This is a genomic window from Solidesulfovibrio sp. C21, assembly GCF_047785625.1.
Taxonomy (GTDB): Bacteria; Desulfobacterota; Desulfovibrionia; order Desulfovibrionales; family Desulfovibrionaceae; genus Solidesulfovibrio.
This window is the reverse complement of the sequence record NZ_JBLODY010000012.1, coordinates 48,229-69,045: the sequence shown is the minus strand read 5'-3', so window position 1 is coordinate 69,045 and position 20,817 is coordinate 48,229. Positions and strand designations below refer to the sequence as shown.

General features: G+C 61.1%; 15 protein-coding genes and 1 pseudogene. 9 read left to right on the top strand and 7 right to left on the bottom strand.

Translation table 11 applies throughout. The features are described from left to right. Positions 1-183 precede the first annotated feature (183 nt). Positions 184-834, bottom strand: coding sequence for a peroxiredoxin (locus ACMZ6R_RS06295; protein ID WP_416110031.1), 651 nt, complete (start codon positions 832-834; stop codon positions 184-186). 182 nt (positions 835-1,016) lie between these two features. Here ACMZ6R_RS06295 and ACMZ6R_RS06290 point away from each other — a divergent pair, with 182 nt between their 5' ends. From ACMZ6R_RS06290 to ACMZ6R_RS06280, 3 genes are all read left to right on the top strand, one after another. Then, complete coding sequence (locus tag ACMZ6R_RS06290; protein WP_416110030.1) at positions 1,017-1,382, top strand: hypothetical protein; 366 nt, start codon at positions 1,017-1,019, stop codon at positions 1,380-1,382. A gap of 265 nt (positions 1,383-1,647) precedes the next feature. After that, positions 1,648-1,947, top strand: a complete 300-nt coding sequence (locus ACMZ6R_RS06285; protein ID WP_416110029.1) for a peptide-binding protein — start codon at positions 1,648-1,650, stop codon at positions 1,945-1,947. A 605-nt stretch (positions 1,948-2,552) separates the two neighbouring features. Next, positions 2,553-4,589 (top strand): methyl-accepting chemotaxis protein, encoded by a 2,037-nt coding sequence (locus ACMZ6R_RS06280; RefSeq protein ID WP_416110028.1) that lies wholly within the window; start codon positions 2,553-2,555, stop codon positions 4,587-4,589. A 133-nt stretch (positions 4,590-4,722) separates the two neighbouring features. Here ACMZ6R_RS06280 and ACMZ6R_RS06275 read toward each other — a convergent pair whose 3' ends face one another. The 5 genes and pseudogenes from ACMZ6R_RS06275 to ACMZ6R_RS06255 all read right to left on the bottom strand — a co-directional run bounded on the left by ACMZ6R_RS06275 (position 4,723) and on the right by ACMZ6R_RS06255 (position 10,319). Then, positions 4,723-7,806: an efflux RND transporter permease subunit gene (locus ACMZ6R_RS06275; RefSeq protein WP_416110027.1), complete on the bottom strand. Its 3,084-nt coding sequence runs from the start codon at positions 7,804-7,806 to the stop codon at positions 4,723-4,725. Then, the gene (locus ACMZ6R_RS06270; protein ID WP_416110026.1) at positions 7,803-8,930 is read right to left on the bottom strand and encodes an efflux RND transporter periplasmic adaptor subunit; all 1,128 of its coding nucleotides are present in this window, start codon (positions 8,928-8,930) and stop codon (positions 7,803-7,805) included. Before ACMZ6R_RS06270 ends, ACMZ6R_RS06275 begins: the two co-directional genes overlap by 4 nt. 38 nt (positions 8,931-8,968) lie before the next feature. Next, a complete protein-coding gene (locus ACMZ6R_RS06265) occupies positions 8,969-9,601 on the bottom strand; it encodes a TetR/AcrR family transcriptional regulator (protein WP_416110025.1) in 633 nt (210 codons plus the stop codon). Positions 9,602-9,715: 114 nt separating this feature from the next. Then, positions 9,716-9,889, bottom strand: a pseudogene (locus tag ACMZ6R_RS06260) (tyrosine-type recombinase/integrase); the annotation flags it as partial. Positions 9,890-10,061: 172 nt separating this feature from the next. Then, positions 10,062-10,319: a hypothetical protein gene (locus ACMZ6R_RS06255; RefSeq protein ID WP_416110024.1), complete on the bottom strand. Its 258-nt coding sequence runs from the start codon at positions 10,317-10,319 to the stop codon at positions 10,062-10,064. 416 nt (positions 10,320-10,735) lie between these two features. Here ACMZ6R_RS06255 and kdpF point away from each other — a divergent pair, with 416 nt between their 5' ends. From kdpF to ACMZ6R_RS06225, 6 genes are read left to right on the top strand one after another with little or no spacing between them, the layout of a single operon-like run. Further along, positions 10,736-10,828 carry a K(+)-transporting ATPase subunit F gene (kdpF, locus tag ACMZ6R_RS06250; RefSeq protein WP_416110023.1) on the top strand — a complete coding sequence of 31 codons (93 nt, stop codon included), beginning with the start codon at positions 10,736-10,738 and terminating at the stop codon, positions 10,826-10,828. Beyond that, the gene (gene kdpA / locus ACMZ6R_RS06245; RefSeq protein WP_416110022.1) at positions 10,825-12,639 is read left to right on the top strand and encodes a potassium-transporting ATPase subunit KdpA; all 1,815 of its coding nucleotides are present in this window, start codon (positions 10,825-10,827) and stop codon (positions 12,637-12,639) included. Before kdpF ends, kdpA begins: the two co-directional genes overlap by 4 nt. Positions 12,640-12,653: 14 nt before the next feature. Continuing rightward, complete coding sequence (kdpB, locus tag ACMZ6R_RS06240) at positions 12,654-14,726, top strand: potassium-transporting ATPase subunit KdpB (protein WP_416110021.1); 2,073 nt, start codon at positions 12,654-12,656, stop codon at positions 14,724-14,726. Positions 14,727-14,736: 10 nt separating this feature from the next. Next, a complete protein-coding gene (kdpC, locus tag ACMZ6R_RS06235; RefSeq protein ID WP_416110020.1) occupies positions 14,737-15,354 on the top strand; it encodes a potassium-transporting ATPase subunit KdpC in 618 nt (205 codons plus the stop codon). An 8-nt stretch (positions 15,355-15,362) separates the two neighbouring features. Continuing rightward, on the top strand, positions 15,363-18,074 hold the full coding sequence (locus ACMZ6R_RS06230; protein WP_416110019.1) for a DUF4118 domain-containing protein: 2,712 nt from the start codon (positions 15,363-15,365) through the stop codon (positions 18,072-18,074). Further along, positions 18,040-18,732, top strand: a complete 693-nt coding sequence (locus ACMZ6R_RS06225; RefSeq protein WP_416110018.1) for a response regulator — start codon at positions 18,040-18,042, stop codon at positions 18,730-18,732. The genes ACMZ6R_RS06230 and ACMZ6R_RS06225 overlap by 35 nt, the downstream gene beginning before the upstream one ends. A 321-nt stretch (positions 18,733-19,053) precedes the next feature. On the opposite strand, the gene amrB is transcribed toward ACMZ6R_RS06225, so the two are convergent. Next, a complete protein-coding gene (gene amrB / locus ACMZ6R_RS06220) occupies positions 19,054-20,694 on the bottom strand; it encodes an AmmeMemoRadiSam system protein B (protein WP_416110017.1) in 1,641 nt (546 codons plus the stop codon). Positions 20,695-20,817 lie beyond the last annotated feature (123 nt).

Here is a 20,817-nt window from a genome sequence, read left to right as displayed (position 1 = left end):
CCTTTTCTGAAGAAAAGGGTTCCCCCCGGACCCCCTTCCCAAAAGACTTTTAATAATAGCAAATAGTTGTATGTATAAGTCTCACCCCGCTATAAACTTTAGGAAGGGGAGAGCGCGAGAGGGGAGAACCCTTTCTTGAAAGGGTTTCCCCTCTCGCACTGTCTTCCTTAATCCTATCCTAAACTATCCCTTCAGCGCGTCGTAGACGTTGCCCACGATTTTTTCCGAAGGAGTCAGGGTCTTTTCGCCCGGGGTCCATTTGGCCGGGCAGGCTTCGGCCGGATGTTCGCGCAGATGCAGGTTGGCCTGGCATTTGCGCAGCAGTTCGTCGGCGTTGCGGCCCACGTTGTAGAAGTTGACTTCCTTGGACACCAGCACCCCGTCGGGGTTGATGATGAAGGTGCCGCGAAGGGCCAGTCCCGCTTCCGGGTCGTAGACGCCGAAGTAGCGCGCGACCTGTCCGGTGGGGTCGGCGGCCATCTTGAATTTGACGTTTTCCAGCAGCCTTTCGCTGTTGCGCCAGGCCAGGTGGGCGAATTCGGTGTCTGTGGACACGGAGAAGACCTCGAAGCCCATCTTGGACAGTTCCGCGTGCTTGGTGGCGAGGTCGGCGAGCTCGGTGGGGCACACGAAGGTGAAGTCGGCCGGGTAGAAGACCAGGATGGTCCATTTGCCGGCTTTCTGGATCTCTTCCATGGACATCTCGCCGAACCCGCCCTCGGTCGGGTCGTAGACCTTCATGGAAAAGTCGACCACTTCCTGGCCGACGGTGGCTTCGGGCACTTCGATGCAGCATTCCTCGTCGTATTCATGTTCATGTTCGTGATCGTGCATGGGTACGTCCTTCATGTTTGGGGTTGCCGAAATCAGTCCGGTTCTCGTTACAGCTTATGGACCGGCCGGGGACAAAAGGCAATATGCGTCGGTTACGGACGGGGCCGTCTCTGGACAAGGTCCGCCCAAGCCGCTAGTTTTTGAAAATACACCACTCCGGGCCTGTCCCCCAGGGAGGAACCATGTTGCATCCGCTTCTGTCGCCAAGGCGTGTTTTGTTCGCGGCGATCCTGTGCACCCTGGCGTTTTTCGCCGCGCCGTCGTCCGCCCCGGCCCAGCAGGTCAATCCGTACGGCAACTGTTGCGTGGCCCAAGTGACCATGGACAATGATTCGGCCAACACCTGGACCGTCATCTGCGGTTCCTGCGCGACCAATCCCGGCCGCTACACCGTGACCCAGCCGGACCCGGCCAAGCTTATCTTTCTCGGGCCGAACGGGGTTTCGGCCGGCAGTCCGTATGACGCGGCCGTTGCCATCTGCCGCTGTCCCTCCCAGAACACCCGCCGGGCCTGGGAGAAAAAGATGCGGACGTTCGAGGGCAACTAGCCCGAGGTGCTTTGGGAAAGAGTCCGGTGTTTTGTCAACAGAAATAACGTGTTGTGACATGGTATGCCAGGGTTTGCGCTGTCGTTGCCTGGAGTCGAAGCCGGTTCGTCCCGGAAATGGGCCGGCGGTTCGGACGTCGTTCATGGGCACACCATGGCCATGTTTTCGGTAAAAGGCAATAGGATTGATTCCTATTTTCATTCAAAGACCATTTTTTCGTAGGGGGACCGGCGCGGCGTCGGCGTCCCCGATCGTCGGAGGAATCATGCGTGTTGTCGCGTTACGTCTGCTTGTCTCCGCCTTGTTGGCCGCAAGCGTGGGGCTCGCCGGTTGTGCCGGGCGTCCGGCCCCGGTCGCGCCTGTCGATCCCCAGTCCGTGCGCACGGTGCGCGCGGCGCTGCTCAATGTGCTGTCCTGCCCGAGTGTGACCTGTTCGGTGGTCGAAGACCTGCATGCCGGGGACAAGGTGGCGTTGCTCACCCCCGAGATCAACGGCTGGTACCAGGTCCGGGTGCTGGGAGACGGCCAGGAGGGGTATTTGCAGGCACGATTTCTCGGCCGTTAGGGCGGGATTGTCAAAAAAAGAAATAGTATTTTTTATAATACTGGAGGAGAATATTTCCCTTGCGGCAGGCGTGGTGCCCCCACGCGGGGAGGCGGTAGAGAGAAAGGTTCGGGCGCGCCCGGACGGACGCCGCCGGCTGGGCGGAGGGCCGGTCTGTGCCGCAAGGCTTCTTTCGAATGACGCCCGCGTCGGCGTCAATGCTTTGTCCGCATCCGGATGCGCAAAGCGTGGCATGCAGTGTTGCCGGCCGCGTGTGGTCCGTGTTGCGCTTTTGTCTGCAGCGCGGCCGTCCGCAATCGTCTTGTGTTTCAAAAAATACGACTTTTCCTTTCTCCCGCCAGGGGTGTCGTTTTTTATCGACATGCCGGGTTGTTGCCTTTGTCGCAATGGCGCTCACCCGGGTGCCGTTGCGGGCCGGGATTATCGGTATTTGTGAAAAAGTTATTTTTCAAGCGCCGAAACAGTGGTAAAACGCCTGTCGCGCCGTGAAGCGGCTTTGCAAGAAAGATATTTTCCCTTACTGTCCGTTCATGTTGTAACAATGGATGGTTCCCTTTTTCACGAAAGACTCTCCCGGGACCTCCCGGCTGCTATTGGAGGTGCGTATGCGACTGCGACTGTCCCTCACCGGCAAGATCATCGCCTTGCTCCTTTTTACCGTCCTCCTGCTCACGGCGGCCATCTCCCTGACCGTACACCATTACCTCTCCGCCGGGCTCAACCGCATCAGCCAGCAGCAGATCAACAGCAAGGCCGACGCCGTGGACTTCATGCTCAAGCAGGCCGGGCAGGAGGTCAAGGGCGCGACGTTCATGCTGGCCACGCGCCCCGATGTGGTGGCGGCCGTGGCGGCCGGGGACAAGGCCAAGCTGGTGGAGATCGCCAAAGAGGCCCAACGGGAATTGCGCATTCAGTTCGTGACCATCGCCAATGCCCAGGGTGTGGTCCTGGCCCGCAGTCATTCGGCGAAATCGGGCGATTCCATCAAAAAGCAGATCAACGTGCAAAAGGCCCTGGCCGGCCAGTCCTCGCTGGGCCTGGAAGAAGGCACGGCCGTCAAGTTCTCGCTACGCGCCGGGTGTCCCGTCAGGGCGGACGGCAAGGTGGTCGGCACCGTGACCACGGGCATCAACCTTTCCTCCAGCAATGCCTTCGTGGATGAAATCAAGAAGGTCCTCGGCACGGAATGCACCATCTTTTACGGCGATACCCGCGTGGCCACCACCATCGAGCGCGGCGGCAAGCGGGCCATCGGCACCCGCATGGACAACCCCGAGGTGCTGGATACGGTCATCAGCAAGGGCAACCGTTTCCTCAAGATCAACCAGATCCTCGGCCGGGACTACAACACGGCCTACTGGCCCATGGTCGGGGCCGACGGCAAGATCACGGGCATGTTGTTCATCGGCAGCGAGCGCGACGGTATCGCGGCCACGGAACGCACCATCTTCTATTCCGTGCTGGCCGCGTCCAGCGTGGTGGCCTTGGTGGTGCTGGTGGTGGGATTTTTCACCGCCCGGGGCATGACTTCGCCGCTGCGCCGGGTCATCGACCTGGCCCGCAAGGTGGCCAAGGGCGACTTGGAGGCCAAGCCGCAAGGGCGTTTTTCCGGCGAGATGGCCGACCTGGTCGGCGCCATCGAGAAGATGGTGTCGGGCCTTAAGGCCAAGATCGCCGAGGCCGAGATCATGAGCCAGGAAGCCGGCGAGGAGGCGGCCCTGGCCGAGGTCGCCCGCAAGGAGGCCGAACAGGCCCGGGAACAGGCCGAGGTGGCCAAGCGGGAAGGCATGCTGGAGGCGGCCGAAAAGCTCGGCCATGTGGTCGAGAGCATCATCGACGCCTCGGGCGAACTGGAAAACCAGGTGGATCATGTGCGCAGCGGCGCCGACCAGCAGCGCGACCGCTTGCGCGAGGTGGTGGAAGCCATCTCCCAGATGACGTCCACCGTGCTCGACGTGGCCAAGAACGCCTCCCGGGCCGCCCAGTCCGCCGATGACACCAAGTCCAAGGCCTCGGCCGGGAGCTCCGTGGTCGAGGATTCCGTGCGTTCCATCGGCCGGGTCAACACCGTGTCCACGGACCTCAAGACCGCCATGAGCGCGCTGGGCGAACAGACCCAGGCCATCGGCCGCGTCATGTCCGTCATTTCCGACATCGCCGACCAGACCAACCTGCTGGCCTTGAATGCCGCCATCGAGGCCGCCCGGGCCGGCGAGGCCGGACGCGGCTTCGCGGTCGTTGCCGACGAGGTGCGCAAGCTCGCCGAAAAGACCATGACCGCCACCAAGGAAGTGGGGCAGGCCATTGTCAGCATTCAGCAGTCCGTGGCCGGCAATATCGAGAGTGTGGACAAGGCGGCCGTGGCCGTGTCCGAGGCCACCGGGCTGGCCGAGAAGTCCGGCGGCGTGTTGCGCGAGATTCTCGATCTGGCCGAGACCAGCGCCCGGGAGGTGGCCGGCATCGCCGCCGCCGCCGAACAACAGTCGGCCGCGGCCGAGCAGATCAACAAGGCCATGAACGAGGTCAGCGAGGTGGTGGAATCCACCAGTTCCGGCATGCACGAATCCGCCCAGGCCGTGCACGCCCTGGCCGACCTGTCCGGCGATATGGACCAGATTATCGAAAAGCTGCGCAAGGCGTAAGAAGGGAGCGGAACGCTCCGCCGGAGGAGGGGACCTTCCATGGAAGGTCCCCTCCTTTCATTTTATTGATGGCGTTGCGGCCTTTCTGCCTGCTGCAAGGCGAGGTTCGCGCACAGCGGTCCTGACTAAACTTCTATAGCCACACCCTCCTCAATCTACTGATTTTTGTTCTATTGATATGAAAAACCATTGTATACAGGGCTGGCGTAAAAAGCAGTGTCAGAATTGTCGCAACGAATAATCCGCCCATGATGGCTACGGCCATAGGCCCCCAGAACACGTTGCGTGACAGGGGAATCATGGCCAGGATCGCGGCCAGGGCCGTCAGCACCACGGGGCGTGTCCGCCGGATGGTCGCATCGATCACGGCTTCCCAAGCCCCCATACCTTCCTGTCTGTCCTTCCCGATCTGGTCCACCAGAATGACGGTGTTGCGCATGATCATACCGGCCAAGGCGAGAACGCCGAGCATGGCCACGAATCCGAAGGGTTGGTGGAAGAGCAACAATGCGCCCACAGCGCCGATCAGACCCAGGGGAGCCGTTGTCAACACCAGGAAGAGGCTCGGGAAACTCTGTAGTTGAAACATCAGTAAAAGGAGCATGACCCCTCCGGCTACTGGCAACAGGTCGACAATGGAACGGTTGGCTTTACCGCTTTCTTCGTAAGCCCCGCCGATTTCGATCCGGTAGTCCGGCGGAAGCGCTTTCTCGAGGGGTTTGAGCTTGGGCGCAATCTGCAGGGTGACATCCGGTGCCTGCACGCCCTTTTTGACTTCCGCCCGTACGGTGATCGTCAAGTCACGGCTTTGCCTCCAGAGAATGGGCTCCTCGTACACATATTTCAACCGCGCCACCTGGGAGAGGGGAATAATTTTTCCATTGCGGATACTGATGGTCAAATCCGCCAGGGCTTCCGGACGCAACCGTTCCTCGGGAACGGCCCGCGCCACGACGTTGACCAACTCGATGCCGTCGCGGACCTGGGTGATGGTGACGCCGGAAAGGAGCGCCTGAAGGGACTCGGCAATGTCCTGGGGGGTAAGCCCCAGGACCCTGGCCCGGTCCTGGTCCACCACCAACCGGATCGCCCTGGCCTGCTCGTTCCAATCCAGGTTGACGTCTGCGGTGTTGGGGTTGGCGCGCATGATGTCGCGAACCTGATACGCAATTTCCCGCACCCGCTTCGGGTCGGGGCCGATGACACGAAATTGCACGGGATAGCCGACAGGTGGCCCCAGAAACAACGTTGTCACGCGCACCCTGGCCTCGGGGAGTCCCCCCTGAGCGGCAAAGGCTTCGATGCGAGCCTTGACCCGGTCACGGGCGGCGGCGTCCGCCGTATTGAGTACGATGACGCCATAGCTGCTGTCGGGAAGTTCCGGCGCCATGGGCAGAAACCAGCGGGGCGCACCCGAGCCGATGTAGCTGGTGTATGTCTTGACGTCCTGATCCGCCTTGCAAAAGCTTTCCATCTCTTCCACAGCCTTGGCCGTCGCCTTGAAGGCGGACCCGGCAGGCAGCCGCACTTCGACCAAAAGTTCCGGGCGGGTGGAGGACGGGAAGAACTGGCGCGACACGAAGGAGAACCCGACGATGGACGCAATAAATAGAAGCGCAGTAAGGCAAACGATCGTCTTGCGATATGCGACGCACCAGGCAACGAGGCGACGCAGCCGGAGATAGACCGGCGTCTGATAAATGGCGTGCGGATCTTCATGGCCGATGCCGTGGAAATCCGGCAACAACTTGAGACCAAGGTACGGTGTAAAAATAACGGCCACCAGCCAGGACGTCACCAGGGAGATGGCCACCACCCAGAAAATGCCGCCCGCGTATTCACCAGAGGAGGATTTCGCGAATCCGACGGGTAAAAAACCCGCCGCTGTGACCAGTGTGCCGGTGAGCATGGGAAAGGCCGTGGCGGTCCAGGCGAACGTGGCGGCCTTGACCCGGTCGAACCCCTGCTCCATTTTGACCACCATCATTTCCACTGAAATGATGGCGTCGTCGACCAAAAGCCCCAGGGCGATAATGAGCGCGCCCAGGGAGATGCGTTCCAGGCTTATGCCGAGCACACTCATGATGGTCATGACCATAGCCAGCACCAGCGGCACGGCAAGCGCCACGACAATGCCCGTGCGCCAGCCCAGCGACAGGAAACTCACGGCCAGCACGATGACCAGCGCTTCAACGAACGACCGGACGAACTCGAACACGGATTCGTCCACGACTTGCGGCTGGTCGGCGACCCGGCTGATCTCGAAGCCCAGCGGCAGGTCCTCCTTGATGCGGTCCATGGCGGCGTCCAGGTTGCGCCCCAGTTCGAGAATGTTGCCGCCCTGGGCCATGACCACGCCCAGGGCGATGCCGGGCTTGCCTTCATGGCGGGCGACAAACGTCGGAGGGTCCTGGGGGCCACGGTGAAAGGTCGCGATATCTCCCAAACGAAACACCTTGCCGCCGCTTTCGACAGGCACTTCGGCCAGGGCATCAACGCCTTTGAGGGCGCCGTCCACGCGTATATAAACCGAGTCTGTGGCAGTCTCCAGGTCGCCGGCCGGCGTCACTTCGTTTTGCTTGGCAATGGAGTTGAAGACGGCTTGGGGCGCGATCCCCAAAGTGGCCAGCTTGGCGTTGTTGATCTCCACGAAGATGCATTCGGTTTGATCGCCGTAAAACCGCACCTTGGTCACGGAAGGCACCCGAAGCAGGGCCTGCCGGATGATTTCGGCCTCATCCTTGAGTTGACGTATGGTGAAGTCCGGGCCGGTCAAGACATACAACACCGAATCCACGTCACCGAACTCGTCGTCGAAAAAGGGGCCAAGGACGCCGGAGGGAAGATTGTATTTGATATCCCCCACCCGTTTTCGGACCTGGTACCAACATTCCTGCACCTCGGATGCAGGCGTTGATTCCAATATTTCGAGCTTCATGACCACGCTGCCGGGCCTGGAGTAGGTATACACCTTGTCGAAGTAGGGAACTTCCTGAAGTTTTTTCTCAATAGGATCGGCCACCAGGCGCTGCATCTCGTCGGCCGTGGCTCCTGGCCAAGCCGCGCTGATGAGCATCTGTTTCACGGTGAAATCGGGATCTTCGGCTCTCCCGAGATGGATATACGACCATGCCCCGGACAGGGAGACAAGGATGATGAGGAACAAGGTGAGCGGCCGGTGGGTGACGGCCCACTCGGACAGGTTGATCCCTTTCACCGGACATCCTCCTTCTCCCCTTCGGCCAGGCGAACGGTCAGCCCCTTGTCAAGCTTTTGGACGCCGGAAGTGACGATCATGTCGCCGGTTTCAAGCTGCCCCCGCACAAAGGCGTCCCCCTCCGTATAATGGTCCACCGTAACCGCTATAAAGGTCAGTTGCCCGGTCCGCGCATTCACGAGCCAGACACCTGGCCCACCACCCTGGTTGAACAGTGCGCTGGCAGGGATGCGGGCGGTCGGCGTGTCGAAGGGCTCGGAGAGGTGGAGGGTGGCCGTCATGCCCAGGTGCACAGCGGCATCGGCGTCTGGCAGCGAATACCGCACGGCATAGGTTCTGGTAGCCGGGTCGGCCGACGGGGAGGTTTCACGCAACACGGCACGGTAACGGACGTCACGGTTTGACCAGAGGGAAATTTCCGCCTTCGTTTCCTTGATGTCCCGGAGGCGTCGTTCGGGAATGTCGACCAGGACTTCCAAGGCTCCTTTCTGGGCCACGGTGACGACGCTCTGGCCTTGAGAAACGACCTGGCCGGCCTCGGCGCTCGTCTTGGTGACCACGCCATCGGTGCTCGAAAGCAGTTTGGCATAACCGAGCTGGCTTATGGCCAGCTTGAGGGCGCTGTCGGCCCTCTCCACCCGCGACCTGGCCTCATCGGCCGACAAGTGTTTGAGATCGTATTCGGATTTGCTGACCACCTGCTTGGACAGCAAGGTGGCATAGCGCTTTTCATCGCGCGTGGCCTGCTCTCTGCTGGAAATGGCGGCTCGAAGTTCCGCCTGGGCGCTCTCCATGGAGAGGTGGAGGTCTTTTTCGTCCAAGGTCGCCAGCACTTGGCCTTCCTTGACATGGTCCCCGACATCCACCAGGCGTTTTTCGATGCGTCCGCCCACCCGAAAGGATTCCTGCACTTCGTGGCGCGCCACAATGACACCGGGGTAGGTTCGTCGTTCTGTCCCCTTGTCCAAGGCGATCCGCATGGTGTTGACCACTGGCCGGAAGGGAGGACTGGACTTGGCCTCGTGACAACCGACGAGGCAAAGGCTCAGTATCGCCATGAAAAGCAACATGCCGCAATAAACTTCCATGCATTTCGGCAACGCGAATTTATGCTGTGAGGACATGAGGAGACCATCCTGATTCTCGAGTTGCTGGTGTAAAATTATGTACTGGCCGAGCTAAGCCCATGCAAAATAAGATCAAGCAATTGGCCAAGCTCTTCCTCAAGGCTATCTTGGCCATTTCCGTTTTTTTCGTCGTTGATACCGTGCTCGAGAAGCGATGGATAAACAAAGACTGCTAGAGATTCATGGACGGCTTTCGCCATCTTCGAGCTGTTTACAGCCCTAAATTCTCCAGAAGAGATGCCTTGTTCAATAATTATTCTCATCAAGTCTTCGATGCGATCGCTGTGCCCTTGGATTACTGACCAATGCTCGTCCATCGCAACAGAAACCATATCATACAAACGTTTTTCCTTGATGATATTATCTTTGACAGTCCTATGGTATTCTAGAATAAATCGCTTCAATCGGTCGGTTGAAGAACCATCCCTGACTAATGATTCCCAGCATTGAGACTCGATATGATGTACCAGGCGATCACAAATTGCTTCATTAATACTCGCCTTAGATGGGAAGTATCTGTAGATATTTGCCTGGCTCATTCCAAGAGTCTTGGCAATGTCGGTAACTGTTGTTTTGGCGTATCCAATTTGGCGAAATAAATTTTCGGCAGTCTCAATGATGTGTAGTTTTGTTGTCTCCATAGCAGATACGGTTGCTTTTCGCCCCATGTGTCCGACCTCGTTTTAGAGAAATTCAGGTCAAGTCCAAGCTTTGTCCAAAATTAATTATAAATTTTATTATTTATTATTTTTCATGTCAAGCCAAAAATGAGGAACAAGCTCCTTACTGGCGTAGATCCTGGCAGTACCGGCCGCGAAGTCGACCTCATCCCACCTGAGGGACAAGAGTTCGGACTCCCCAGGACGAGTTCCCGGGTTGAAGCAGACCTCCATGGCCCATTTGAGGTGGGGTTCGGCGTGCTCCATGATCTTCCTGGCGTCGTCCAGGGGGAGGCGTGATCGAATCGAGAGGCTGATCGGCCGATGGTCGCATGGGGCCCGGGCAGCAGGCCCCATGCGGGCAAGCTTTACGTTGGGCGATGACAATCAGTAGCCATCGGCATGGCTGGTGATATGAAGATCCTGGCCGAAATCGAGGCTAGTGTCACGTTCGCTAAATTCCATTGATCTATGAGGAGAGCGGTTTCCCCTCGTAGGTCCATTTGAAGGGATGCGCCCGTTGCTCGTTGTAGCGCCGAATATAGGTCATGATCTGGGAGACGAGGGCTTGCCTCGATTTCCAAATGCCTCCCTTGAGAACGTCTTTTGTGAAGATGTTGAACCATATCTCGACTTGGTTCAGCTTGTGGGGTTTAAGGTCTCCAGCATTGAGAATTTCATGGATTGTCGAAACGGAATAGCCGACAGCATCAGCCAGTTTTCGCATGCTCCAACGGGTGCTCCCGTCGAGTGGCTTCGTGCAGGCAAGGGCCATGGAAACTTGGGGGAAGGGGAGTAACACTCACCCACCAGCTTGCCACAGCCCGGACGGCTTTCCAGCCAAGAAAAGCCATGAGGGAGAGCCCCGCCCACGCGGGGCTCTTTGTTTTTCAATTCCAGGATACAATCAAGTCAGGCTTTACGAAATCATTAACAAAATTCTTACGCTTTCACCCCGCATTTTAACACCATCCTGACACCGGACCTGTTATCTTCCCATCGTCCGAATCCGCATGAAAGGGAGGAACACGCCATGCGTGCACTTTTTTGGGGGGACTTGCTGACAGTGCTAGGTATCGTGGGGCCGACGTTGGTCACGTTCGTCCTGATCGGAATTCTCGGTCGCCTCAAGGAGAAATAGCCATGGGCACAGTGCTCGTCCTTGCCGCCATCGTGGCGGCAGGCCTTTTTATCTATCTCCTCTTTGCGTTGCTCAAACCGGAGTCCTTCGAATGACCACCATCGATTTCACCCGTGTCATTCTGTATCTTCTGGTCCTTTTGGTCCTGGCTTGGCCTCTGGGACTCTATATGGCTCGAATTTATGAGGGACGTCCCGTTTTTTGGGACCGCGTTGGCCGTCCCTTGGAACGCCTAGTCTATTGGTTCTGTGAAATACGACCAACAACGGAGATGGATTGGAAAGGCTATGCCCTTGCAGCCGTGTCCCTAAACGCTGTTGGAATGCTTGCTGTATATGCGTTGCAACGCCTGCAAGGTGTGCTGCCGCTCAATCCCCTGGGGCTCGGCGGCGTCTCTTCAGGCGTCGCCCTCAACACGGCCATAAGTTTCGCCTCCAACACCAACTGGCAGGCCTACGGCGGCGAGTCCACCATGAGCTTCGCCACCCAGATGCTGGCTCTGACCGTGCAGAACTTCCTGTCGGCGGCCACGGGCATGGCCGTCCTGGCCGCGCTCATTCGCGGCCTATCCCGTCGGGAGGCGCAACACCTCGGCAACTTCTGGGTGGATTGCACCCGAAGCGTCACGCACATCCTCTTGCCGCTGTCCCTCCTTCTGGCCGTGCTCCTCATGGCCCAGGGCGTGCCGCAGACCTTTCAGGGGTCGGTCACAGCCAGGTTGCTGGACCCCGTGACCTACAACAAGCCCGTGGTCGACGGAAACGCCGCGCCCAGCCTGGACGCCGCTGGCAAGCCCATGACCGAATCCGCTGTGGCGGCGGAACAGAAAATAGCCTTAGGCCCGGTGGCCTCCCAGGAAGCCATCAAACAGCTTGGCACCAATGGCGGTGGTTTTTTCAACGTCAATTCTTCCCATCCGTTTGAAAATCCGACGCCGCTTTCCAATTTCCTCGAGGTGTTGGCCATCCTGCTTATCCCGGCCGCCTTGTGCATCACGTTTGGCCGCATGGTCCGGGACATGCGCCAGGGTGTGGCGGTATTGGCGGCCATGGTCATTCTCTTCGCGCTCTTTCTGTTCCCCTGCCTTACGGCCGAGCAGGCCGGCAATCCTCGGTTAACCACCCTGGGTGTGGACACTGCGGCCATGGACACGCCGCTTACCGCAGCCCGCCCCGGTGGGAATATGGAAGGAAAGGAACTCCGCTTCGGCGTTGTGGACTCGGCCCTTTGGGCCACGGCCACCACCGCCGCCTCCAATGGCTCGGTCAATTCCATGCACGACAGCTTCACGCCCCTGGGCGGGCTTTTCCCCATGCTGCTCATGCAGCTTGGCGAGGTGGTCTTCGGCGGCGTGGGCTCGGGGCTTTACGGTATGCTGGTGTTCGCCGTCGTGGCCGTGTTCGTGGCCGGACTCATGGTGGGACGCACGCCCGAATACCTGGGCAAGAAGATCGAGGCCTTTGAAATGAAGATGGCCGCCCTGGTCATCCTCATCCCGCCGTTTCTGGTCCTTTGCGGCGCAGCCGTGGCCGTGGCCACCGGGGCCAGGACAGCCATAAGCAACCCCGGGGCCCATGGGTTCTCGGAAATCCTCTACGCGTTTTCCTCCATGGGCAACAACAACGGCAGCGCCTTCGCCGGGTTGGCCGCCGACAGGCCGTATTACGCCTGGGCCGGGGCTTTTGCCATGTTCGTCGCCCGCTACTGGCTCATCGTGCCCACCCTGGCTTTGGCCGGCTCCTTGGCCGGAAAGAAAATCATTCCCACCGGAGCCGGTACGCTGTCTACCCATACGCCGCTTTTCGTGGGCCTGCTCGTGGCCGTGGTCCTGACCGTGGGAGCGCTTACCTTTATCCCCGCCCTGGCCCTCGGTCCCGTCGTCGAACACCTCATGCTGTCGCAGTAAGGAAGGATGTCGCCATGTGCGCCAAGACCCGTTCCCGTCCCCTGTTCGATCCGCCGCTGGTGCGGCGGGCCGTGCTCGATGCGTTCCTCAAACTCACTCCGGCTTGCCAGGTGCGAAACCCGGTCATGTTCACCGTGTACGCGGGCAGCATCCTGACCACCATTCTTCTTATCCAATCCCTGACCGGCCACGGCGAAGCCTCGCCGGGATTCACAGGGGCCATCGCCTGCTGGCTGTGGTTCACGGTGCTTTTCGCCAACTTCGCCGAGGCCATGGCCGAGGGTCGGGGCAAGGCCCAGGCCGATTCCTTGCGCAAAGCCAAAAAGGATCTCCCGGCCAAAAAGCTGGACGAAGCCTCGCGTGATGCCCGCGTTACCGTGGTTTCCTCGGCCGAGTTGCGCAAAGACGACCTGTTTCTGGTCGAAGCCGGGGACGCCATCCCTTGCGACGGCGAAATTCTCGAAGGCATCGCCTCGGTGGACGAATCGGCCATCACCGGCGAATCCGCCCCGGTCATCCGCGAGGCCGGCGGCGACCGAAGCGCCGTCACCGGCGGCACCAAGGTGCTGTCCGACTGGCTGGTGGTCCGTGGCACGGCCGAGCCCGGCCAAACCTTCCTCGATCGCATGATCGCCATGGTGGAAGGAGCCAAGCGCCGCAAGACCCCCAACGAAATCGCGCTCAACATCTTGCTCGCCGCCCTGACCATGATCTTCCTGGTGGTGTGCGTGACCCTCTATCCCTACTCCGCCTTTGCCGTCGGACAGGCCGGGCATGGCTCGGTCATCACCGTGACGGTATTGGCGGCGCTTTTCGTGTGCCTGGCCCCCACCACCATCGGCGGACTGCTCTCGGCTATCGGCATCGCCGGCATGGACCGCTTGATCGCCGCCAACGTCATCGCCATGTCCGGCCGGGCCGTGGAGGCCGCCGGCGACGTGGACGTGCTGCTTCTGGACAAGACCGGCACCATTACCCTGGGCAACCGCCAGGCGACTGAATTTCTGCCCGCTCCGGGAGTAGAACCGACTGAACTCGCCGATGCCGCCCAGTTGTCCTCTCTGGCCGACGAGACCCCCGAAGGCCGCAGCATCGTGGTCCTGGCCAAGGAGCGCTTCGGGCTGCGCGGCCGGGACATCCATGAACTGGGCGCGCATTTCGTGCCCTTTACCGCCGCCACCCGCATGAGCGGCGTGGACCTGCCGGGCCGCTCTATCCGCAAAGGCTCCCCGGACGCCATCGAGGCCTATGTGGCCGAGGCCGGGGGTGGATTCCCCGAAGCGGTGCGGGAAGCGGTACGACGGGTGGCCAAGGACGGCGGTACGCCGCTTCTGGTGGCCGAGGAAGGCAAGGTGCTCGGGACGGTGTGGCTCAAGGACATCGTCAAGGGCGGCATCAAGGAGCGTTTTGCCGAACTGCGGCGCATGGGCATCAAGACCGTCATGGTCACTGGGGATAATCCGCTCACCGCCGCCGCCATCGCCGCCGAGGCCGGGGTGGATGATTTCCTGGCCGAAGCAAGACCCGAAACCAAGCTCCAGCGCATCCGGGACATCCAGGCCGAAGGCAGGCTCGTGGCCATGACCGGCGACGGCACCAACGATGCTCCGGCCCTGGCCCAGGCCGACGTGGGCGTGGCCATGAACACCGGCACCCAGGCGGCCAAGGAGGCCGGCAACATGGTGGACCTGGATTCCAGCCCCACCAAACTCCTGGAGATCGTGGCCATCGGCAAGCAGCTGCTCATGACCCGGGGGGCGCTGACCACCTTTTCCATCGCTAACGACATCGCCAAGTACTTCGCCATCATCCCGGCGGCTTTTGTCGGCACCTATCCGGCCTTGGCCGCGCTCAACATCATGGGACTCAAAACCCCCCAAAGCGCCATCCTGTCGGCCGTCATCTTCAACGCCCTCATCATCGTTTGCTTAATCCCCCTGGCGCTCAAGGGCGTGCGCTACCGGGCTGTTGGCGCGGCCCGGGCCTTGCGGGACAATCTGCTCATTTACGGCCTGGGGGGCTTGGTGACGCCTTTTATCGGCATCAAACTCATCGACATGCTTTTGTCCGCCCTGCACCTGGCCTAGGAGGAACATCATGTGGCGAAAGATAGGCAGAGAACTCTGGATGGGTGTCGGCTTCTTGATTTGCATGACCGTACTGACGGGACTTGCCTACCCGCTGGTTGTGACGTTCATGGGCAAAGGCATCTTCCCCCATCAGGCCGCGGGGAACGCCGTTGTCCGAAACGGTGAGGTGGTGGGATCGGCCCTGATCGGACAGCAGTTCGTTTCGCCGGGGTATTTCTGGAGTCGTCCCTCGGCCACGGCCCCCATGCCCTACAATGCCATGGCTTCGTCTGGTTCTAATCTTGGTCCCAGCAATCCGGCCCTGGTCGAAGCCGTAAACCAGCGCAAAATAGCGTTGGCTACCGCCGATCCTGGGAACTCGGCCGGGCTGCCGGTGGACCTGGTCACGTCCTCGGCTTCGGGGTTGGACCCGGACATCAGCCCAGCCGCAGCCTTCTACCAGGTCGGCCGGGTGGCCAAGGCCCGGGGACTCTCCGAGCAAACCGTGCATGATTTGGTGGAAAGCCGCATAGAGGGTCGCCAGTTCGGCATTCTGGGCGAGCCCCGGGTCAACGTCTTGAGGCTCAATCTGGACCTGGACGCCCTGGTGGGAAAAGCGGACAATCAAAAATCCCGCAACCCGTAGGAGCCGCCATGGCCATGGACAACGACGGCCGCCCTGATCCCGACGCCTTGCTGGCGCTGGCTCGCAAGGAGGAAACGGACGGACATAACGGGAAGTTGCGCATTTTTTTCGGCGCGGCCCCGGGCGTGGGCAAAACCTATTCCATGCTCGAAGCGGCCAGGGCCGCCCTCGACGAAGGCCTGGACGTCGTGGCGGGCGTGGTGGAGACCCATGGGCGGACGGAAACCGAGGAACTCCTGTCCAGAATCGCTGTTTTGCCCAGACAGCGCATCGCCTACAAGGGGCATGAGCTGTCCGAATTCGACCTGGACGCCGCCCTGGCCCGTCGGCCGGCGCTGCTGCTCGTGGACGAGCTGGCCCACACCAACGCCCCCGGCAGCCGCCACGCCAAGCGTTGGCAGGATGTGCGCGAACTGCTGGCCGCCGGCATCGACGTCTACACCACGGTCAACGTGCAGCACATCGAAAGCGTCAACGACGTGGTCGCCCAAATCACCGGCGTTCGGGTGCGCGAGACCGTTCCGGATACGGTGTTGGAAGAAGCCGACGCCATCGTGCTGGTGGACCTGCCTGTGGAAGATTTGCTGCGCCGCCTGCGCGAGGGCAAGGTTTACGTGCCCGAGCGCGCCGAATGGGCGGCAGAGCACTTCTTCCGCTCGGGCAACCTGTTCGCCCTGCGCGAACTGGCCCTTCGCTTCACGGCCGAGCGCATCAGTGCCGAAGTTCTCGTCTACCGCAAAGGCCACGCCATTGAAGCCACTTGGCCCACAGCCGAGCGGCTGCTGGTATGCGTGGGGCCAAGCCCGACCTCGGCCAAGCTCATCCGGACCGCCAAACGGGCCTCCGCAGCCCGGCACGTCTCCTGGATCGCGGCCTTCGTGGAGTCGCCGCGCTTGTCCGACGTGCAGCGCCAGTCGGCTGCGGAAAATCTCCGCTTGGCCGAAAAGCTCGGGGCTGAAGTGGCCACCATCGCCGGTCCCCGGGTTTCCGAGGAGATCGTGGCTCTGGCCCGGTCCAAGAACGTCTCCACCATTATCATTGGCAAACCGGTGCGGCCGCGCTGGAAGGACTTTCTTCTCGGCAGCCCCGTGGACGAACTCATCCGCAAAAGCGGCGAAATCGACGTCCACGTCATCCGAGGCGACATCGGAGGAGAGACCGAGCGTATTGTCGGGGGAATGGCCAACCCCCGGATCTCCTGGCGTCCCTATGTCGCCAGCCTAGCCATTTGGGCAGCCGCCACGGCCGTGTCCTTCGCCATGTTTCCTAACTTTCAGTTAAGCAACCTCATCATGGTGTACCTGCTCGGTGTGGTGGTGGCGGCCATGACCTGCGGCAGGGGGCCATCCCTCCTTACCGTAGTGGCCAGCGTCCTGGCCTTTGATTTTTTCTTCGTGCCGCCGCGTTTCACCTTTGCCGTCAGTGACACACAGTATGTCGTCACCTTTGCCATCATGCTTGGCGTGGCCTTGGTCATAAGCCGGCTGACCACGCGTATGCGCGATCATGCCACCCTGGCCCGGGACCTGGAGCGGCGGGCCGGTCTCATGCTGGCGCTTTCCCAACGTTTGACCGAGGCTCGCGGCTTGGATGTCGTGGCCGATACCGCCGGGCGCTCCGTTGCGGAACTGTTGGCCTGCGACGCAACCGTGCTTGTGCCAGACGCAGGCGGCGGGCTGCGCCAAGCCCGGAATCATTCCCCAGCCTTTCTTGATGCCAAGGGGTATGGAGCGGCCCATTGGGTCTTTGAAAACGGCCACGCCGCTGGGCGGGGCACCGACACCCTGCCGGACGTCCAAGCGCTTTTTTTGCCGCTTACCGGCCGGGACAAGGTCATGGGCGTTCTGGTGGCCGCGCCGGCATCGCCAAAGGAATTTTTCCCGGAACAGATTCGAATTCTGGATTCATTTGCCCAGCAGGTGGGATTGACCCTGGAGGTGGAACGGCTCCAGGAATCGGCGAAGCTCGCTCAACTCGAATCCGAGGCCGAGCGCCTCAAGGCTTCGCTTCTAAGCGCCGTGACCCACGACCTGCAAACTCCCTTGGCCGCCATATCGGGCTCGGCCGAAAGCCTGCTCCTGGCGAATGCCGCCATGGATCAAGAAACCCACGCCATGTTGGCCCGAAACATCCGGGACGAGGCCGAACGATTAAGCCGACTGCTTAATAACCTGCTGCGCCTGACCCGCCTGGAATCCGGGACCGTACGACTGCGCAAGGAGCCGATCCCCCTGGAGGAAATAGTAGGGACCGCCTTGTCCCGGATGGAAAAAAGCCTGGGCGAGCGGCCTGTGACCATTTCTCTACCCGAGGACCTGCCCATGCCGCCCCTGGATGGCTTGCTTATGGAACAGCTTCTCGTCAATCTCCTGGAAAACGTAGCCAAATATACTCCCGCCGGCTCACCGGTTCACATCGCTGGCCACAAAGTGGGAGAGGACGTGGAATTGATCGTGGCAGACCGAGGGCCGGGAATTCCACCCGATTCCTTGAAGCGGATATTCGATATCTTTTATCGTGCTCCTGGAGAAAAGCATCCACGAGGGTATGGACTGGGGCTGGCCATCTGCCGGGCCGTGGCCATGGCCCACGGCGGAAACATCCGGGCCGAAAACCGGCCCAAGGGCGGCACCCGGTTCATCGTCACCTTGCCTCTGGAGGCCGCCGCACACGGGAGCACCAGTCATGGTCCAGACGCCGGCAACAATCCTGGCCATTGAGGATGAAGCGCCCATCCGGCGCTTCCTGCGGGCCTATCTCGAAGGCCGAGGCTTTGCCTTGCTCGAAGCCACAACCGGCAGGGAAGGCCTGTCCATGGCCGCCTCGCACAATCCGGCCGTCATCCTGCTGGACCTGGGGCTGCCGGATATCGACGGCCTCACGGTGCTTTCAAGGCTTCGGGAGTGGACGCAAACGCCCATCATCATCCTGTCGGCCAGGGGACAGGAAAACGACAAGGTCGCGGGCCTGGACGCAGGGGCCGACGATTACCTGGTCAAGCCGTTTGGCGTGGGCGAACTTGAAGCCCGCATCCGGGTGGCCTTGCGCCATGCCGCCAAAATCGGGTCGAGCGAGGAAGAGGCGGTCTTTGTCTCCGGAGACCTACGCGTGGATTTCGCAGGCCGTAAGGTCACGGTGGGGGGACAAGAGGCGCATCTCACCCCCATCGAATTCAAGCTGCTTACCGTGATGGCCCGCCATGCCGGCAAGGTGGTCACCCAGGTTCAGCTCCTGCGGGAGGTCTGGGGTCGGTCGGCGACGGAGCAAGGGCATTACGTCCGCGTCTACGTGCACCAGTTGCGCCACAAGATTGAGCGCGAACCAGCCCGGCCAGTACATCTTAAGACCGAAACGGGTGTAGGTTACCGGCTGGAATGAGCCTTACGGACATACTCCGATTGCAACGCAGCACGTAGCCTTGAATTCCTTCGAATCGGCACATTGTTTATAATGAATACGGAGGAGCCTAACGCCCGTAGTCCATGCCTTTGGCATGATGCTTACCAGCCTTCTCACGACCGCAATGCTGCATGACAACGCCGGCTTTTTCGCGACCGAGAACCTTGGTCTACCACCACATCAACCCCTACGGCCTCTTTGAGCTGGACCTGGACGCGAGAATCCCTCTCGGAGATACGACAGCGGAGCCAGTCCCCGCTACTTGATACCTGGTAACACGAATGTTGGGTCTGGGCCGGGTCAGGGGTGGTGCCCCAGTTTCCGGTAGAGATTGCCGATGGGGAGACGGCGCAGGGCATAGGTGCCTTGGGGGAAGAAGCGGACTTCGAGGAGCTCGCCATCGGCGTCGGGGCGGGACTGGTCGAAGAGGAAGTTGCCCAGGGACCAGGCTTGGCAGGTATTGGCGTCGCAGGTGAGCGGCCAGGCGTGATGCGGGTGGCAACCGATGATGCATTGGGCCCCTGCCTCGGTCAGGGCCTTGCCCAGGGCCAGGACCCGCGGGTCGGGTTTGCGGGTGAATTCCGCGCCCCAATGGATCATGACGAAGAGCGGTTTGGGCTGCTTTGGGGTGATCAGCCGGTTGATGGCGGTCCGGGTCAGCAGATTGCGGCGTCTGGGGTCGGCATTGTCCAGGTCGGTCAGGGCGGCCAGGCGCAACGGGCCGATGTCTGTGGTCTGGTCGGCCAGGACGGGAAGGATGCCGACTCGGCGTAAGGTTTGGGCCATGCGGCGTAGGGCGTCGGGGCCCAGGTCTTTGGCATGGTTGTTGGCCAGTACGGCGACCGTGACGCCAAGGTCGCGCAGCAGGCGCAAAGTGTCGGCCTGGGGCATGCACAGGGTATAGGGACCGGGATTGGTCGGGCAGCGGGGGGAGAGTACGCCTTCCAGATTGACGACCAGCGGCACGCCGCCCGTACGTGTGCGCACCCAGCGGACGAGTTCCGTACGTTTGCCGGGGCGGGCCAGCAGTTTGGCCATGAAGCGCCCGAAAAAGGCGTCGCCGGTGAAAATGAACCGATTGGGGCCGGGCAGGAGAGCGTCCGGTGGGCCGTAGTACTGCACCATGTAGCTGGTAGAGCGAGTCACGGGCGTGGTGGCGTAGGCTTGACTGTTGCGGTTGGCCACGGTGATTGGGGCGGCATGATGGACGTCCCGTTGCAGGGTGCGTTGGAGAAAAAGCGCGCCCAGGCAATCCACATGGCGCGGCTGGTTGAGGCGAAGGAGCTTTTCCGGATCGGGATCGGCCACGAGGCGCAGGGTCTGCTGGTCCATGCGGGCGGCTTCAGCTGGCGTCAGGTAGTGCGAAAAGTCCGTGCTTTGGACGAGCAGGGTGTGGGCGTCAAGCAGCGGCGTCAGGGCCGTGGCCAGAATTTTCCATTGTTTTGGGGACGCCGTGGCCCGGATGGCCACGGCAACGAGGCGGGCCTTGGGAACGTGGTGGGCCAGAAACGGGGTCAGGGCCTGGACGCCGTGCTCATGGGAAAAAAGATTGGAGGCGCCCACCAGGGGACAGGCCAGCAACCGGTCCGTGGCCTCTCTGTCCAGGGCCACGGGGCCCAGCACGGTTTGGAAGTCCCGCACGGACACGGCAAAGGGCGTGGCCGAGCGGTGGAAGTGGTCCGGGCACAAAATGATCACCCGGTGGTAGTGTTGCGTGCGCAGGCGCGAGAAGGCGTCGGCGATGAGGTCGGCGGCCAGCAGGTGATGGGGCACGGTGAGGCCGGTGACGCGCCAGGGAATGGCCGGGGCAGGCTTTCGGGCCAGGGCCGCCTGGAAAAGTTCCGGCTCTGGGTACAGGGCGGGAAAAGGTGGTGCGGCCTGGGCCGTGGCGATGGCCAACAGCCAGAGCGCCACTCCCCAGCCCAAAGATATTTTGAACACCCCAACGACTCCTTTCCCCAGGGTGCTGCCCTGGACCTGCCGGGGGGAATCATTCCCCCCGGCCCCCTGGACGGGAGGGCCTTTTGTATTCCCCTTTGTGGAGGGTCCGGGAGGGGATTATCC

Coding starts and splice junctions, on each gene's coding strand:
- ACMZ6R_RS06295 (WP_416110031.1), bottom strand. CDS start 834: ATGCACGATCACGAACATGAACATGAATACGACGAGGAATGCTGCATC.
- ACMZ6R_RS06290 (WP_416110030.1), top strand. CDS start 1,017: ATGTTGCATCCGCTTCTGTCGCCAAGGCGTGTTTTGTTCGCGGCGATC.
- ACMZ6R_RS06285 (WP_416110029.1), top strand. CDS start 1,648: ATGCGTGTTGTCGCGTTACGTCTGCTTGTCTCCGCCTTGTTGGCCGCA.
- ACMZ6R_RS06280 (WP_416110028.1), top strand. CDS start 2,553: ATGCGACTGCGACTGTCCCTCACCGGCAAGATCATCGCCTTGCTCCTT.
- ACMZ6R_RS06270 (WP_416110026.1), bottom strand. CDS start 8,930: ATGTCCTCACAGCATAAATTCGCGTTGCCGAAATGCATGGAAGTTTAT.
- ACMZ6R_RS06265 (WP_416110025.1), bottom strand. CDS start 9,601: ATGGGGCGAAAAGCAACCGTATCTGCTATGGAGACAACAAAACTACAC.
- ACMZ6R_RS06255 (WP_416110024.1), bottom strand. CDS start 10,319: ATGCGAAAACTGGCTGATGCTGTCGGCTATTCCGTTTCGACAATCCAT.
- kdpF (WP_416110023.1), top strand. CDS start 10,736: ATGGGCACAGTGCTCGTCCTTGCCGCCATCGTGGCGGCAGGCCTTTTT.
- kdpA (WP_416110022.1), top strand. CDS start 10,825: ATGACCACCATCGATTTCACCCGTGTCATTCTGTATCTTCTGGTCCTT.
- kdpB (WP_416110021.1), top strand. CDS start 12,654: ATGTGCGCCAAGACCCGTTCCCGTCCCCTGTTCGATCCGCCGCTGGTG.
- kdpC (WP_416110020.1), top strand. CDS start 14,737: ATGTGGCGAAAGATAGGCAGAGAACTCTGGATGGGTGTCGGCTTCTTG.
- ACMZ6R_RS06230 (WP_416110019.1), top strand. CDS start 15,363: ATGGCCATGGACAACGACGGCCGCCCTGATCCCGACGCCTTGCTGGCG.
- ACMZ6R_RS06225 (WP_416110018.1), top strand. CDS start 18,040: ATGGTCCAGACGCCGGCAACAATCCTGGCCATTGAGGATGAAGCGCCC.